This is a genomic window from Robertmurraya phoenicis (assembly GCF_047302285.1).
GTDB lineage: Bacteria > Bacillota > Bacilli > Bacillales > Cytobacillaceae > Robertmurraya.
On record NZ_CP154845.1, the window covers coordinates 1,381,871 to 1,396,818 of the forward strand.

Consider the following 14,948-nt stretch of genomic DNA (forward strand, 5'->3'; position numbering starts at 1 on the left):
GAAGATTTATAATACTCTTAAATAAATATTTAGGAGGACGAGTATACGTTATTTATTTTTGCAATTTGTGGGAACTTATCATAAAGAATGACCTTTTAATGAAGTTAATATCTGTAAAGAAATATTACAATCCCCCTCCGATTAGACGTACAAAAATTTAACATTACTTAATTCTCAATTAACCCTTTTATTTACTGACTTTGTTAATCTATACTAATAAGGTACATTGTGAGGGATATTAAAGAGTAATATTTATGTTATTTTTTTTTACTCTTAGAGTAATATTTAAATGGAGCAAGCATATAGAGGGATATTTTTCCCTTAAATCACGAAAAATGCTTGTCAGTACTGTTCTTGTTAAATATTAAATTTTATAAACCCATCGTTCCGGGAATATTTATGTAGATGAATCCTTATTTAAAGCGGGTATTCATCCTGAAAGAGCAGCGAATTCCTTATCGCAAAAAGAACTTGTTACATTACATGCTGAAATTGTGAAAACATTAGAGGATGCAGTTGAAAAAGGGGGAAGCACAGTTCGCTCCTATGTGAATACGCAGGGACAAATTGGGATGTTTCAATTGGAATTATATGTATACGGACGAAAAGGTGAGGAATGTAAGGTTTGTTCGTCTGAACTTGAAAGAATCGTAGTTGGTGGCAGAGGTACGGTCTTTTGTCCAAAGTGTCAAAAATCAAAAAAGGCAAGTAAGATAAAAAAATAATCGACAGTAAAGACTGAACATTTTTGGCTGAACAAGCGCCTTTTTCGACATTCATTAAATCTAAATATTAACATTGGAATGGCTCCTTCCATATACTATCTTAGCTTTTTGATGGGAAGGAGCTAATACCAGTGTTTACATTTTCACTTATTCTACTTGCATTTGCGGTAAGCTTAGATAGCTTTAGTGTTGGATTTACTTATGGGCTTCGAAAAATGCGAATCCCTTTTAAATCGATTATCATTATTGCCTGTTGTTCAGCGATCACTTTAGTCGGAGCGATGGCTGTTGGAAAAATGGTTGAAGCCTTTCTTTCTCCTGATATGGCAGAGAAAATCGGGGGAATCGTACTTGTATTATTAGGTGGATGGATCTTGTATCAATTTTTTCGCTCGGAAAAATCGAAAGAAGCGCTCCCCCATGAAAAAATGATTGTTAATTTTGAAATTAAATCACTCGGGATTGTCATTAATATTTTAAAGAAGCCGATGTCAGCTGATTTCGATAAATCAGGAACGATTACGGGAATTGAGGCATTCATGCTAGGCTTTGCGTTATCTCTTGATGCCTTTGGAGCTGGAATTGGGGCAGCGATGTTAGGGTACTCACCAGTTGCATTAGCCATTGCAGTAGCAGTCATGAGTTCGCTCTTTGTGACAATCGGAATGAAAATCGGTGTTGTTCTTTCGAAAAATAGTGTCTTGCAAAAATTTTCGTTTATCCCTGGAATTTTACTCATTTTCATCGGGATATGGAAAATGTAACAATTTATTGAAGTAGCAGTCGAAGTTAAAGTGAGGAATCGTGATGGCATTAGTTGTAGGATTAACCGGTGGAATTGCTAGTGGAAAAAGTACAGTTTCCAATTTACTGAAGGAAAAAGGATTTCCCGTTATTGATGCGGACCTAGAATCCCGTTTTGCTGTGGAAGTAGGGGAGCCAGCTTATCATGAAATTGTCACTTATTTTGGGCAAGAGGTTTTGTTAGAAAATAAGGAAATTGACCGGGCAAAGCTCGGAAACGTTGTCTTTCATGATGAAGAAAAAAGAATGAAGTTAAACAGCATTGTTCATCCAGATGTACGGAGAAGGATGAATGAAAAGCGCGAGCAGGCTATAAAAAATGGAGAAAAACTAATCGTTTTGGACATCCCCCTTTTATTTGAAAGCAAGTTAACTCATATGGTCGAAAAAACGTTATTGGTGTACGTCGATGAACAAACGCAACTAAAAAGACTTATGGCACGAAACCATTTTACAGAAGAAGAAGCACTTGCACGAATTCACTCGCAAATGCCTTTAAAGGATAAAATTGAATTAAGTGATGCCATGATTGATAATAATGGGACGATCGAAGAAACGAAAAGACAATTAACTGAAATCCTTCAGTTGTGGGGGATCTTGAATGACAAATAGGAGCTGAAAAGCTTCTTTTTTATGTTTGAGTATCATTTTTCATTATTTCCGCATTTATTTCATCACAAATTTTATCTATTGTGTTATACTAATTGTGATAATAGGTTTAAAAGTATAACATTTATTCGGAAGGAGCCGAAAGATGAAGGCAAAAATTGCGATTAATGGATTTGGAAGAATTGGTAGAATGGTGTTTAGAAAAGCCATTCTTGAAGATCGTTTAGAAATTGTAGCAATCAATGCAAGCTATCCGGCGGAAACGTTGGCACATTTAATAAAGTATGACACAAATCACGGGAAATTCGAGGGCAACATTATCGCAGAAGACAAAGCCTTAGTCGTTAATGGGAAAAGAGTTAAACTATTAAGCAATCGAAATCCTGCAGAGCTTCCATGGCAGGAATACGGGATTGATATAGTCATTGAAGCAACGGGGAAATTTAATTCTAGGGATCAAGCAAGTTTGCATTTGCAAGCAGGAGCAAAGAAAGTCATTTTAACTGCTCCAGGCAAAAATGAAGATGTAACGATCGTTATGGGTGTGAATGAACACGACCTCAATCTGGAAAAACATGATATCATTTCAAATGCTTCATGTACGACCAATTGTTTAGCTCCTGTTGCGAAGGTGTTGGACGAACAATTTGGAATCGTCAATGGGTTAATGACAACGGTTCATGCTTACACAAATGACCAAAAAAATATTGATAATCCACATAAAGATTTAAGACGTGCAAGAGCCTGTGCCCAGTCGATTATACCGACTTCAACTGGAGCAGCGAAGGCGTTATCCCTCGTTCTTCCTAGTTTAAAAGGAAAGCTACATGGAATGGCTTTAAGGGTCCCAACTTCAAATGTTTCTTTAGTCGACCTCGTTGTTGATTTAAAAAGAGAGGTAACCGTTGATGAGGTCAATGATGCATTCGTATCTGCCTCTAAGGGATCGTTAAGAGGAATATTGGATTTAACAGAAGAACCGTTAGTTTCTGTTGACTTTAATACAAATGAGCATTCAGCTATTGTTGATGGCTTATCAACGATGGTTATGGGTGCCAATAAAGTAAAAGTATTAGCATGGTATGATAATGAGTGGGGTTATTCTTGCCGTGTTGTTGATTTAACGAAGCATGTAGCAAATGCCTTGCTTCAAACAGCAAAAGTGAAAGTAAGTTAAAAAGTTTTCTAGGTAGCCCCCTCGCATTTAGTGAGGGGATTTTCCTGACTTTAATAATATAGTTTTTTCATAAATTTCCCCCCAATATATTGCAAAAGAAATATAAACAAAGTATACTAATGCACGTGAACTTCATGAATGAAGGATTTGGTGACTACTTAAAGGGTTAGGACCTCTCTGGACTAACTTTCCCCCGTGGTAGTAATCGTCCACTAGAAAAATTCATGCTGTTTTCGTAAAAAGCAAAAAGGGGGAAAATGAATATGGAAACAATGGGTCGTCATGTTATTTCAGAGTTATGGGGTTGCGATTTTGAAAAGCTAAATGATATTGAACAAATTGAACGAATTTTCGCAGATGCTGCATTAAAGTCAGGTGCTGAGATTCGGGAAGTAGCCTTTCATAAGTTTGCGCCACAAGGTGTTAGTGGAGTGGTTATTATTTCAGAGTCTCACTTAACGATTCACAGCTTTCCTGAGCATGGGTATGCTAGTATCGACGTGTACACATGTGGTGAAATGGATCCGAATATTGCTGCTAACCACATTGCCGAAGCATTAGGAGCTCAAACTCGTGAAAATATTGAACTCCCTCGTGGAATGGGACCTGTTCAAGTCAAGCAAAAAATCAATCTGTAACCTTACGAAAATTAGACGAACGGTCTTTGAAGAAGGTACTTAAGTTAACAAATCTAACGAGCGCAAGAGGTGTTTGACATAACACCTCTTTTTTTAATTTTATCGATTTCATCCTTCTATTACTTGTACTACTATCTCCTTTTTAATAAGATATATTTATAAGGTTAATTTCGTACGGATTATGGTTTTGCTGGTGTCCTATAGTGCCGCCCGCCCGCATTCCATATGAAGTATAATTGTACGGATAAAATATGCAGGTGCTTTTCTCTGCATGCAATAGTCATTTAACCAACTGTTGATGCTTCAAGAAGCAACAATGTACGAGAAAAGAGCCATATAGAAAGAATTTCAGAATTCGGAGCTGATTGTTGTATGAAATGCCCTTCCTGCCAAAATAGTAATACGCGAGTCCTTGATTCCCGTCCAGTTGATGAGGGACGCTCTATTCGTCGTAGAAGAGAGTGTGAACGTTGTGCTTCTCGTTTTACGACCTTTGAGAAGGTTGAAGAGATTCCTTTAATTGTCGTAAAGAAGGAAGGAACTCGAGAAGAATTTTGTCGAGATAAAATCCTTCGTGGCTTAATAAAAGCTTGCGAGAAACGCCCTGTTGCGTTACAGAAATTAGAGAATATAACAGCTGAGGTAGAAAAGGAACTTCGCAGTCAAGGGGTATCTGAAATTGATAGTGAGGTCATCGGCGAAATGGTGATGGAGCGTCTGGCAATGATTGATGATGTCGCTTACGTCCGTTTTGCCTCCGTGTACCGTCAATTTAAGGATATCAACGTATTTATTGATGAACTAAAAGAACTTATAAAAAAAGAACAATAAGTGTCGGGTGAGTCGTGCGAAAGGCATCCGACATTTTAGAATGAACATATTTTTAAGGCTAAAGAATACCTTTGGCTTTTTTTCTTATTAAGGTTTTGAAAGAAAGGTTGGAACACATATGGCCCAGCATTGGAAAGAAATGTTGCCAATTGATCGATATACAGTGGCCAGTAATGGAATACTTCACGAATATGACCGAAAGATCATTACGTTGTTGTATCAGCCTTTAGTTGGTCCCATTTCCATGAGTTTATATATGACGTTATGGGCTGAGGTTGAAGAAAATAGATTATGGTCTCAAAGCAATTCCCACCATAGTCTCATGAGTTTTATGGATCTTCATTTAAAGTCAATTTATGAAGCGCGCTTAAAACTTGAAGGGATCGGCTTGTTAAAAACGTTCGTACAAACAAATGAAGGTTCCCGTTCATTTATATATGAGCTTCAACCACCATTGCCTCCAGAACAATTCTTCTTAGATGGAATGTTAAACATTTATTTATATCAAAAAGTGGGAAAAACGCAGTTTGCAAAGTTGAAGAAATTCTTCTCTGATAAAGCGCTTCCTGCGGTGACTGATGGTTATGACGATGTAACAAGGGCGTTCCAGGATGTCTATGATTCAGCGATACCAGAGAATTTTCAACTGATTGATGAGGTTCATAATCAAGAGACAGACCAAACGTACATAGGAAGAACGGCCCAAAATGGGATCCAAATTGATGCGCATACAGGCTTTGATTTTGACCTTTTGGTGGCAGGATTATCCGAAGCGCTTGTTCCGAAAAAGGCGCTGACAGCAAAGGTGAAAGATGCAATCAGTAATCTATCGTATCTTTATGGTATCGATTCTCTGCAAATGAAAAACCTAGTTATATCAGCAATGGATGATATGGCAGGGAAAGTAAATATTGAAGAGCTTCGTAAAGCAGCGAGAGACTGGTATCAGCTTGAACATCAGGACAAACTTCCGTTACTTGTAGAGAAAATCCAGCCAACTTTGAAAAAATCGAGTGTAGCTGAACCGCAAACAAAGGAAGAAAAGCTCATTCATTATTTAGATTCGACTTCTCCAAAACAGCTCTTAATAGACATATCAGGGGGAACAGTACCATCTAAAGCAGACTTAAAGATTATTGAAGATGTGATGTTTAAACAAAAGCTGTTACCTGGGGTCGTCAATGTTCTGATCCAATACGTATTATTAAAAACAGATATGAAGCTAACCAAAGGGTATGTCGATAAAATTGCATCCCATTGGGATCGGAAAAAGATCTCTACCGTTAAAGAAGCAATGGACCTGGCCATTAAAGAGCATCGTCAGTATTTGGAATGGGCCGATAATAAGAATGCGAAAAGAGATTCGAACAGAAAGCCGATTCGGACAGAAGCGCTACCAGATTGGTTTGATGAGAAAGAAGAAACTTCTGCCACATCCAATCAAGATGCTCAACTTGAAGATAGGAAGCGGGCGTTAGAAGAACGATTGAGAAAATATAAAAATTAAGGAGGTGACCTTCTCACATGGAAAAAATAAATGAAACACTAAACAAATTGGGAAACAGTATGAGTTTCCAAGAGCGTTATAAAAAAATGAGACAGGAAATCCTTCAAAATCCTTATGTTCGTGAATTTCTCGTTCGCCATGAAGAAGAGCTTACATCTGACATGATCGAAAGGAGCTTGATGACTCTTTACGATTATGCCAATCAGAGTAAACATTGCCAAGATTGTCCGAGCCTGGGAGAATGTCAGAACTTGATGAAAGGCTACCACCCTCAACTCGTTATAGGAAGAGGGGCGATTGATATTTATTATGATCGCTGTCCGCGGAAAGTTATGGATGATGAGAAGCGAAAAAGCGAAAAACTTATTCGCAGTATGCATGTTCCAAAGGATATTATTCGTGCCTCCTTCGCAGATATTGATTTACTTGATGGTAGTCGATTAGAAGCAGTTGATCGAGCGGAGCAATTCGTTGAAAATTATGATCCGAATGGAAAGCAAAAAGGGCTTTATTTTTACGGGAAGTTTGGAGTTGGCAAATCCTTTTTATTAGGAGCGGTTGCCAACGAGTTAGCGAAGAAAAACGTACCTTCAATGATTGTTTATTTTCCAGAGCTATTAAGAGAGCTGAAAAATTCGATTGGTGATTCTACCTTGAACGAAAAAATTGAAACGATTAAAAAGCAACCTGTATTAATGATTGATGATATCGGAGCAGAGACGATGTCAAGCTGGACTCGTGATGAAGTGTTAGGACCTATTCTGCAATTTAGAATGCAAGAATATTTGCCGACCTTTTTCAGTACAAACTTTGATTATGATGGACTTGAACATCACCTCACTTACAGCCAACGAGGTGAGGAAGAAAAAATGAAAGCTCGTCGTATATTAGAAAGAATTCGATTTTTAACCGATCCTGTTTTAGTAGACGGACCTAATCGAAGAAGATAAGAATTTGTTAGAGAAGTTGATGCGAAAGTCGATGACAAAAAGACTTTTGCAAGCAGCTTCTTTTTCGTTTAAAGAGAATTAATTGGAACACTTCTATTTTTGTGAAAATCCCCATATATATGATTACAGAGATTTGGACTAGTTCCCTTGTGAATTAGCTCAAGAGGAGATCGTTAAAGGGGGGATTTGGTTGGCGGAAATTACGTTTCAGAATAAAGAGGATGCTAGCCAGTTTCACAATTACATACAACATCAAGTACAGACTAAATCTTTAAATGAAAAAATAACTCTTCTGGATGAAGATGATCATAAAGCGAAGGTGAAAATAGATCGAGACATATTGGAATTAGTAGAAGCTAGTAAAGCAGCATTCCTCCAATTTATTATAAAAATTAAGCTTCATGATTGGTTTAAAATGATCCTTAAAGAAAAATATTTTTACGAGGATGAGGATGAGATTCAGCAAATTTTAGAGATCATTCATTCCATTATTGAAGGTGAGCGTGAAGATCTTGAGGCTTTGATTCATGATTCAAATATGAATCAGCAAATGGAGAAGGCTGTTTCGCAAATATTTGATGAGCAGCACTCCTTTTCATTTGATTCCTTTGTCCGCTTTAGAATGCGCTCATATATGGAGCAATTAGAAAAGTATGTGGAAATCTCGATTGATGAATACAAAATGGAACAAGAATATCAAATATTTATTCAAACATTACGCCAATTTTTAAAGGATAGAACGCCAAAGTTTAACCAATTACATCTTTTATTTGAAAATGGGGTATCGTTCTTTGATGAACATTTTTCGGAAATCAGAAGAGCGGAACTGGTACGGATGATCGATCGGAAATTGCTCTCCAATCACCCAGTCTATATTGATTCGGTTACGATTGCACCACTCCTTTCCCTTACCCCTTTCAAGATCTATTTGTATGTAGATGATGTGGAGGAACCACTCGTTCGCACGATCCAAAACATTTTTGAGGAACGGGTCCAGCTAAGGTCCACGAACGATTTTCATCAGCATAAAAAATCTGAAACAACTTGATTTTCCGATTTTAAACTACTATAATTACGTACATATAAGGATACAGTAAAAGTGCTGATGAGGATATGAGTGTTCTTTAACCGATTTATAGAGAGGGAAGACTTGGCTGGAATCTTCCTAATACGAATCGAATGCTTACCACCTCTAAACTTCAACCAGGAACATAGGATACAAGCTATTAGTATTGGTTGACGGTCAACCCCGTTACGTTGTCACTAAAGTCATTTTTTCGTCGTCTTTGGAAAAATGAGAATTAGGGTGGAACCACGTGTTAATTACGATAACTCGTCCCTTTCTGAGGGACGGGTTTTTTATATGTTCTAAAGTTTCACGGGGAGAGAATTTTTTGTGTAAATGTCCAAAAGCCGACATTTACACTTCATACGTGGTTCAAAGGTACATATTCATTTTGCGCGGCACTTTTCGCATCCACCTTTATTGTTATTGAATGAAATTAGGTATTGAATCAACTAATTCGTACTCAAGAGAAATAGGGTAATCGAAAAGAGCCATTATTAAAAGGAGGAAAAGAAAATGTCAGATGTGATTAAATTATCGTTTCCAGATGGTGCGGTTAAGGAATTTCCTTTGGGAGTAACGACAGAAGATGTAGCTGCTTCGATTAGCCCAGGGCTAAAAAAGAAGTCGCTTGCTGGTAAATTGAATGGAGAAATGTATGATCTTCGTCGTCCAATTGAAGAAGATGGTGCGATTGAAATTGTTACTGTTGGAAGTGATGAAGCACTAGAGGTGTTACGCCACAGTACAGCCCATTTAATGGCGCAAGCAATCAAGCGTTTGTATAAAGATGTGAAGCTTGGCGTAGGTCCCGTTATTGAGGGTGGATTCTACTATGACATTGATTTAGATCAATCGATTACACCGGAAGATCTTCCTGTCATTGAAAAAGAAATGAAAAAAATCATCAATGAAAACATCGAGGTGGTTCGTAAGGAAGTTAGCCGAGATGAGGCGATTGAGCTATATAAGGAAATTGGTGACGAGTATAAATTAGAATTAATCGATGCCATTCCAGCTGATGAGAAGGTGACAATCTATGAACAAGGTGATTTCTTTGATCTATGTCGTGGTGTCCATGTTCCTTCTACAGGTAAAATCAAGGAGTTTAAACTATTAAGCATTGCAGGTGCGTACTGGCGTGGAGATAGCAAAAATAAAATGCTCCAAAGAATTTATGGTACTGCCTTCTTCAAGAAGGAAGATTTGGACGAGCATTTACGTTTGCTTGAAGAAGCAAAAGAACGTGACCACCGTAAAATTGGAAAAGAGCTTAACTTATTTACAAGCTCTCAATTAGTCGGGCAAGGTTTACCACTTTGGCTTCCAAAAGGTGCAACGATTCGCCGTACAATTGAACGCTATATCGTGGATAAAGAAGTACGCTTAGGCTATGATCATGTGTATACACCAATTATGGGAAGTGTCGAGCTTTATAAAACTTCAGGTCACTGGGCTCACTATCAAGAAGATATGTTCCCACCGATGGAAATGGATAACGAGCAACTCGTTCTACGTCCGATGAACTGTCCACATCATATGATGGTTTACAAGCAAGGAATCCATAGCTACCGTGAGCTCCCAATCCGGATTGCTGAGCTGGGTACAATGCACCGTTATGAAATGTCTGGTGCATTATCTGGATTACAGCGTGTTCGTGGCATGACGTTAAATGATGCTCACGTGTTTGTCCGTCCAGATCAAATTAAGGATGAATTTAAGCGTGTCGTCAATCTTATTTTAGAAGTATACAAAGACTTTGATATTAATGACTATACATTCCGTTTATCCTACCGTGACCCAGCGGATACAGAGAAATACTTTGATGATGATGAAATGTGGGAAAAAGCCCAATCGATGCTAAAAGAAGCGATGGATGATTTAGGCTTAGATTATTTTGAAGCTGAAGGAGAAGCGGCATTCTACGGACCGAAGCTTGATGTTCAAGTGAAGACAGCTCTTGGAAAAGACGAAACTCTTTCAACTGTCCAATTAGACTTCTTATTACCAGAACGCTTTGACTTAACATATGTTGGGGAAGATGGAAAGCAGCATCGCCCAGTCGTTATTCACCGTGGGGTCGTGTCAACAATGGAACGCTTTGTGGCCTTCCTAATCGAAGAATACAAGGGCGCCTTCCCAACTTGGTTAGCTCCAGTACAGGTTCAGGTGATCCCAGTATCTCCAGATGTTCATTACGATTATGCGCGTGAGGTTCTTGAGCAACTGAAAGCGGAAGGATTCCGTGTTGAACTTGATGATCGTAATGAGAAAATGGGTTATAAAATTCGAGAAGCACAAATGCAAAAGATTCCATACATGCTCGTTGTGGGAGATAATGAAATGGCGGAAAAGGCTGTTAATGTTCGTAAATATGGAGAGCAGAAGTCTGAAACGGTTCCATTTAGCGATTTCCTTGTCGCGTTAAACAAAGAGGTTGCGCGAGTATAAAATATTTGTAAAAAAATAACAAATAATTCCCAAGTATAATTTTGAAAAAGTTATTGCCAAGCTGTAAAAGTTTTGATAAGATAACTTTTGTCATTGCAATTTAGATAGTTGCTTAAAACATTTCGTGTTACGTTGACAGGTAGCATCGTTTATTGTAGAATAGTTAGGTAACTGAATACGAGTTTAGGGAAAAGAAGAAGCACCCGCTTCTCACCTGATTGACGCAAAAGCGCAGTTGGCAGGTTTTACGAACATAATTATTTGTTTACGTTTGTTTTCGTAAAGTGTGGGTGTATTATTCATCCACACTTTTTTATTTGCGAACAATAAGGTAAACACTGCGATTCAACTTTTTAGTAGCCATTATTGAACGTTTATGTTGGAAAAATTCTTGACCCAAACGTTGTGTTCGTAAAAATTCTTGGAGGTGTCTAACTATTAGCAAAGACATGTTATTGAATGAAGGTATTCGTGCCCGAGAAGTTCGTCTTATTGATCAAAATGGCGAACAGCTTGGAATTAAGTCAAAGATCGAAGCACTTGAAATTGCAACACGTGTGAACTTGGACCTTGTGCTTGTTGCACCGAATGCGAAACCACCGGTAGCTCGTATTATGGACTACGGTAAGTTTAAATTCGAACAACAGAAGAAGGAAAAAGAAGCACGTAAGAATCAAAAGATTATCAATGTTAAAGAAGTTCGTTTAAGCCCAACAATTGATGAGCATGACTTTAATACAAAGCTACGAAATGCCATTAAATTTTTAGAAAAAGGCGATAAGGTCAAAGCATCGATTCGATTTAAAGGTCGTGCCATTACTCATAAAGAAATTGGTCAACGTGTTTTAGTCCGTTTTGCTGAAAGCTGTAAAGAAGTTGCTACAGTTGAATCCCATCCAAAGATGGACGGAAGAAGCATGTTCATGATGCTTGCCCCTAAAAACGAGAAGTAATAAGGAGGAAATTCCAAATGCCAAAAATGAAAACTCACCGCGGCGCTGCAAAGCGTTTCAAGAGAACAGGATCTGGTAAACTGAAGCGTTCTCATGCTTACAGAAGCCATATGTTCGCTAACAAATCTCAAAAACAAAAGCGTAAACTACGCAAAGGAGCACTTGTTTCTTCTGGAGATTTCAAGCGTATCCGTAATTTATTAGTAAATCTTAAGTAATATTTTCGAAACATAGGAGGGAAATAGAATGCCACGTGTAAAAGGCGGTACAGTTACTCGCAAACGTCGTAAAAAAGTTTTAAAATTAGCTAAAGGTTATTTCGGTTCAAAACATACATTATATAAAGTTGCTAACCAACAGGTAATGAAATCTTTAATGTATGCTTATCGTGACCGTCGCCAGAAAAAGCGCGACTTCCGTAAGCTTTGGATTACTCGTATCAACGCTGCAGCTCGCATGAACGGACTTTCTTATAGCCGTTTAATGTTCGGTTTAAAGCAAGCTGGTATCGAAGTAAACCGTAAAATGCTTGCTGACTTAGCTGTTGCAGATGAAAAAGCATTTGCTGAATTAGCATCAGTAGCTAAGCAAAACTTAAGCAAATAATTTGATAAGTTGAAGTCGGCTTTTCGCCGGTTCAAGCTTATTTCAACAAAGCCATTCTCTTGCGTTTAGAGAATGGCTTTTATGCATAATGAGAAAGGGATGAAAAGGATGGTTGGATCATTCATTTACATAATCGTTGTCAATATCATTGGACTTTATCTTATGTATAGTGACAAAAGTAAAGCGAGGAAAAATCAATATCGTATTAGTGAAAAAACGTTATGGACGGTTGCGTTAGTAGGTGGTGCTCTCGGCATGACAATTGGAATGAACTGGTTTCGCCATAAAACGAAGCATCTCGCTTTTAAATGGGGATTCCCTGCCCTTGCATTATTTCAAATAGGGGCGATTGGATATTTCTTTTTTGAGTAATGCTTATTCAAATTTTTTGTCATAAAAGGGTAGATGAGATGATAAGCTTTAATAACGCATCTATTTAGACTTTTAATAAAGCCCCTGCATCTGGGAATGACACAATTAAAGAAGGTGGTAGCATGGAAGAACAGGTAGCAATGCTCTTGGTTATCGCGCAAACCAGTGGATTTCTGGCGCCGATTGCATTCATACTATTTCATTTTCTAAGACAGTTTTTATTTATTCCGGTTGTGGTCATCTGCATCGCTGGAGGAGTGCTCTTCGGAACTGTTGCTGGCACCTTTTACTCATGTATCGGATTGTTATTAAGCAGTTTTCTCTTTTATGTATTGATCCAGCGAATGCCGAAAACCCATGAAAAATTAAGTGGCATTAAGAAAAAATGGTTTGGTGAATATCGCAATTTAACGACTGGCCAAGTAGCAATTTTGCGGTTAATTCCCTTTATTCATTATCATCTCCTAAGCTTTTGTCTATTAGAACGACATCGAGGCTTTAAGGATTATATGAAGGCCTCCTTCTTGACTAACCTTCCTCTCGCATTCTTCTACACAGTCTTTGGTGAGTTTATTAGTCGCTTTACACCGACAATGATCCTGGTTATCTTATTTTCACTTTCCATTCTTGTCTATATTCTTAGGGAAAAAATGACGGTGATCAAATGGCGTGATTTTTTTAAAGCGACTGCTTGAAAAACTGGGCTGTTTTTGGAGAGCATTTTTAAAAATACGTGCAGAAATGACGTTTCTTTTAAAATAAGATGTTTTGTCCTTGGCGAGTAACCAGCGAAAGTAAAATAAGCGGAGGTTTTCCGGTTAGATGCTTCAATGAAGCTTGTTTCAGGGGATATAAGCGGGGATTTTCCGCTTATGGAGAGCAAAATCTCCTATTTTCACTTTTTTCGAATCGATAGGTGGAATTTCTCCGTCTATTTGAGCTGTTTTTGACGATATTTGCTAAATAAGCGGAAATTTTCCTGCTATTTATCATCTCACTCGGGTGCCCCAATCCGTTAAAAAGCGGACCCTCTAGATCTGTAGAAAGTTCGATAAATAAAGAAAAGACGCAAGCCAATTCATACGTCAGTACTTGTCTCTATTAATAAGAATACAACCGAAAAAGGGCTCTCATGTAGAGAGCCCGTTTGTTACTTATCAGTAAATGGAGCCTTAGAGCTATTATTCTTTTTCATAAATTCATGAATGGGACTTTTCCAGTCAATGCTTGCATTCGGATAACTCTCTTGAACCTTTTTCTCAATAAATTCGAAATCCTCTCGAACAAGGCCATTTAATGAAGCAACACGATGTGGCCAAATAAATACGTTAACGACTTCAAATGCATTATCTGTGGTCCCTAAATATTTTTCGCCTTCAAATAAAACGCCTTTATACGTAATGAGAAAGTTTTTTCGAACATTGTTTTTATTATCAAGGAAGAAGAAGCGTTTTTGCTCATGGGCAAGCTCTAGCTTCCGTTTTGGATTTAGTAGGTACTTAATCAGGCTGTATATTAAAAAGATTATGAGGGCGAATAATAAGAAACGTATCATCCACATAGTATAGTCCTCCAGTCATTTTGACTTATTTACGATTGAAAAGGAAAATGGTTTCATTTTTTTTAATATATTTTCAAAAAAGAATGAGATATTTCATTTCTGCCCAGTTTTCGTTATCATGAAACTATATAGCAATTAAATAGATAGCGGGGGAAATAGATGGAGTTAAAAGAAATTTTTGCGATGCAGCAAGGGTTAGACCGACATATTGAACAGAAGCATCAATTGGATGACGAGGATTTATTTGATCGAAAAACACTTGCGTTACTAGTGGAAGTGGGCGAATTAGCGAACGAAACAAGATGTTTTAAATTTTGGAGCTTGAAGGAACCTTCAGCTCGAAGTGTTATATTAGAAGAGTTTGTCGATGGCATTCATTTTATTGTTTCATTAGGAATTGAATGTGGCTTTAAGGAGATTGAGGAAATTTCTGCCCATAAGCTTAATGAGCACAATTTGACTGAGCAATTTCTAAAAGTGTATGAATCTGTCCATATGTTTCGTGCTACTAAGACACTCGCTGCTTATAAAGAAATGTTTGAGCATTATTTATGGTTAGCTGCACTTCTAGGCTTTAGTGATTCAGAAATAAAGGAAGCATACATTTCCAAAAATGAAGTAAATTATAAGAGGCAGCAGGAAGGGTATTAACTTGTACATTTACAATAATTTTCGTTATAATGTAGCCATATTATACA

At 37.7% G+C, this 14,948-nt stretch carries 16 protein-coding genes, 1 pseudogene and 2 other annotated features; of the genes and pseudogenes, 16 read left to right on the forward strand and 1 reads right to left on the reverse strand.

What is annotated here, in order from left to right; translation table 11 throughout:
* Window positions 1-389: 389 nt before the first annotated feature.
* The 15 genes and pseudogenes from AA0X71_RS06710 to AA0X71_RS06780 all read left to right on the forward strand — a co-directional run.
* A pseudogene (locus AA0X71_RS06710) lies at window positions 390-725 on the forward strand (zinc finger domain-containing protein); the annotation flags it as partial.
* A 131-nt stretch (window positions 726-856) separates the two neighbouring features.
* Window positions 857-1,489 carry a sporulation membrane protein YtaF gene (gene ytaF, locus AA0X71_RS06715; protein ID WP_019154806.1) on the forward strand — a complete coding sequence of 211 codons (633 nt, stop codon included), beginning with the start codon at window positions 857-859 and terminating at the stop codon, window positions 1,487-1,489.
* 43 nt (window positions 1,490-1,532) lie between these two features.
* Window positions 1,533-2,141, forward strand: coding sequence for a dephospho-CoA kinase (gene coaE, locus AA0X71_RS06720; RefSeq protein ID WP_413360612.1), 609 nt, complete (start codon window positions 1,533-1,535; stop codon window positions 2,139-2,141).
* 142 nt (window positions 2,142-2,283) lie between these two features.
* Window positions 2,284-3,315, forward strand: coding sequence for a glyceraldehyde-3-phosphate dehydrogenase (locus tag AA0X71_RS06725; RefSeq protein ID WP_413360614.1), 1,032 nt, complete (start codon window positions 2,284-2,286; stop codon window positions 3,313-3,315).
* A 263-nt stretch (window positions 3,316-3,578) separates the two neighbouring features.
* Window positions 3,579-3,953: an adenosylmethionine decarboxylase gene (gene speD, locus AA0X71_RS06730; protein WP_413360616.1), complete on the forward strand. Its 375-nt coding sequence runs from the start codon at window positions 3,579-3,581 to the stop codon at window positions 3,951-3,953.
* A gap of 372 nt (window positions 3,954-4,325) precedes the next feature.
* Window positions 4,326-4,784, forward strand: a complete 459-nt coding sequence (nrdR, locus tag AA0X71_RS06735; RefSeq protein ID WP_413360618.1) for a transcriptional regulator NrdR — start codon at window positions 4,326-4,328, stop codon at window positions 4,782-4,784.
* A 118-nt stretch (window positions 4,785-4,902) separates the two neighbouring features.
* A complete protein-coding gene (locus AA0X71_RS06740; RefSeq protein WP_413360620.1) occupies window positions 4,903-6,291 on the forward strand; it encodes a replication initiation and membrane attachment family protein in 1,389 nt (462 codons plus the stop codon).
* Window positions 6,292-6,308: 17 nt separating this feature from the next.
* Window positions 6,309-7,241: a primosomal protein DnaI gene (gene dnaI / locus AA0X71_RS06745; RefSeq protein WP_413360622.1), complete on the forward strand. Its 933-nt coding sequence runs from the start codon at window positions 6,309-6,311 to the stop codon at window positions 7,239-7,241.
* Between the two features lie 190 nt (window positions 7,242-7,431).
* Window positions 7,432-8,289: a putative sporulation protein YtxC gene (gene ytxC, locus AA0X71_RS06750; protein WP_413360624.1), complete on the forward strand. Its 858-nt coding sequence runs from the start codon at window positions 7,432-7,434 to the stop codon at window positions 8,287-8,289.
* Window positions 8,290-8,334: 45 nt separating this feature from the next.
* Window positions 8,335-8,585, forward strand: a binding site (T-box leader).
* A gap of 238 nt (window positions 8,586-8,823) precedes the next feature.
* Window positions 8,824-10,758, forward strand: coding sequence for a threonine--tRNA ligase (gene thrS / locus AA0X71_RS06755; protein ID WP_413360626.1), 1,935 nt, complete (start codon window positions 8,824-8,826; stop codon window positions 10,756-10,758).
* A gap of 185 nt (window positions 10,759-10,943) precedes the next feature.
* Window positions 10,944-11,079: a sequence feature (ribosomal protein L20 leader region), on the forward strand.
* Window positions 11,080-11,207: 128 nt separating this feature from the next.
* Complete coding sequence (gene infC, locus AA0X71_RS06760; RefSeq protein ID WP_413360628.1) at window positions 11,208-11,711, forward strand: translation initiation factor IF-3; 504 nt, start codon at window positions 11,208-11,210, stop codon at window positions 11,709-11,711.
* Window positions 11,712-11,728: 17 nt separating this feature from the next.
* On the forward strand, window positions 11,729-11,929 hold the full coding sequence (rpmI, locus tag AA0X71_RS06765) for a 50S ribosomal protein L35 (protein ID WP_019154796.1): 201 nt from the start codon (window positions 11,729-11,731) through the stop codon (window positions 11,927-11,929).
* Window positions 11,930-11,957: 28 nt separating this feature from the next.
* Window positions 11,958-12,317: a 50S ribosomal protein L20 gene (rplT, locus tag AA0X71_RS06770; RefSeq protein WP_413360631.1), complete on the forward strand. Its 360-nt coding sequence runs from the start codon at window positions 11,958-11,960 to the stop codon at window positions 12,315-12,317.
* 108 nt (window positions 12,318-12,425) lie between these two features.
* On the forward strand, window positions 12,426-12,689 hold the full coding sequence (locus tag AA0X71_RS06775) for a DUF1294 domain-containing protein (RefSeq protein ID WP_413360634.1): 264 nt from the start codon (window positions 12,426-12,428) through the stop codon (window positions 12,687-12,689).
* Window positions 12,690-12,811: 122 nt separating this feature from the next.
* Window positions 12,812-13,384, forward strand: coding sequence for a TVP38/TMEM64 family protein (locus tag AA0X71_RS06780; RefSeq protein ID WP_413360637.1), 573 nt, complete (start codon window positions 12,812-12,814; stop codon window positions 13,382-13,384).
* A gap of 455 nt (window positions 13,385-13,839) precedes the next feature.
* Here AA0X71_RS06780 and AA0X71_RS06785 read toward each other — a convergent pair whose 3' ends face one another.
* The gene (locus AA0X71_RS06785) at window positions 13,840-14,250 is read right to left on the reverse strand and encodes a sigma-w pathway protein ysdB (protein ID WP_413360639.1); all 411 of its coding nucleotides are present in this window, start codon (window positions 14,248-14,250) and stop codon (window positions 13,840-13,842) included.
* A gap of 159 nt (window positions 14,251-14,409) precedes the next feature.
* Between AA0X71_RS06785 and AA0X71_RS06790 the strand changes: the two genes are divergently transcribed.
* Window positions 14,410-14,901 (forward strand): dUTP diphosphatase, encoded by a 492-nt coding sequence (locus AA0X71_RS06790; RefSeq protein WP_413360641.1) that lies wholly within the window; start codon window positions 14,410-14,412, stop codon window positions 14,899-14,901.
* Window positions 14,902-14,948 lie beyond the last annotated feature (47 nt).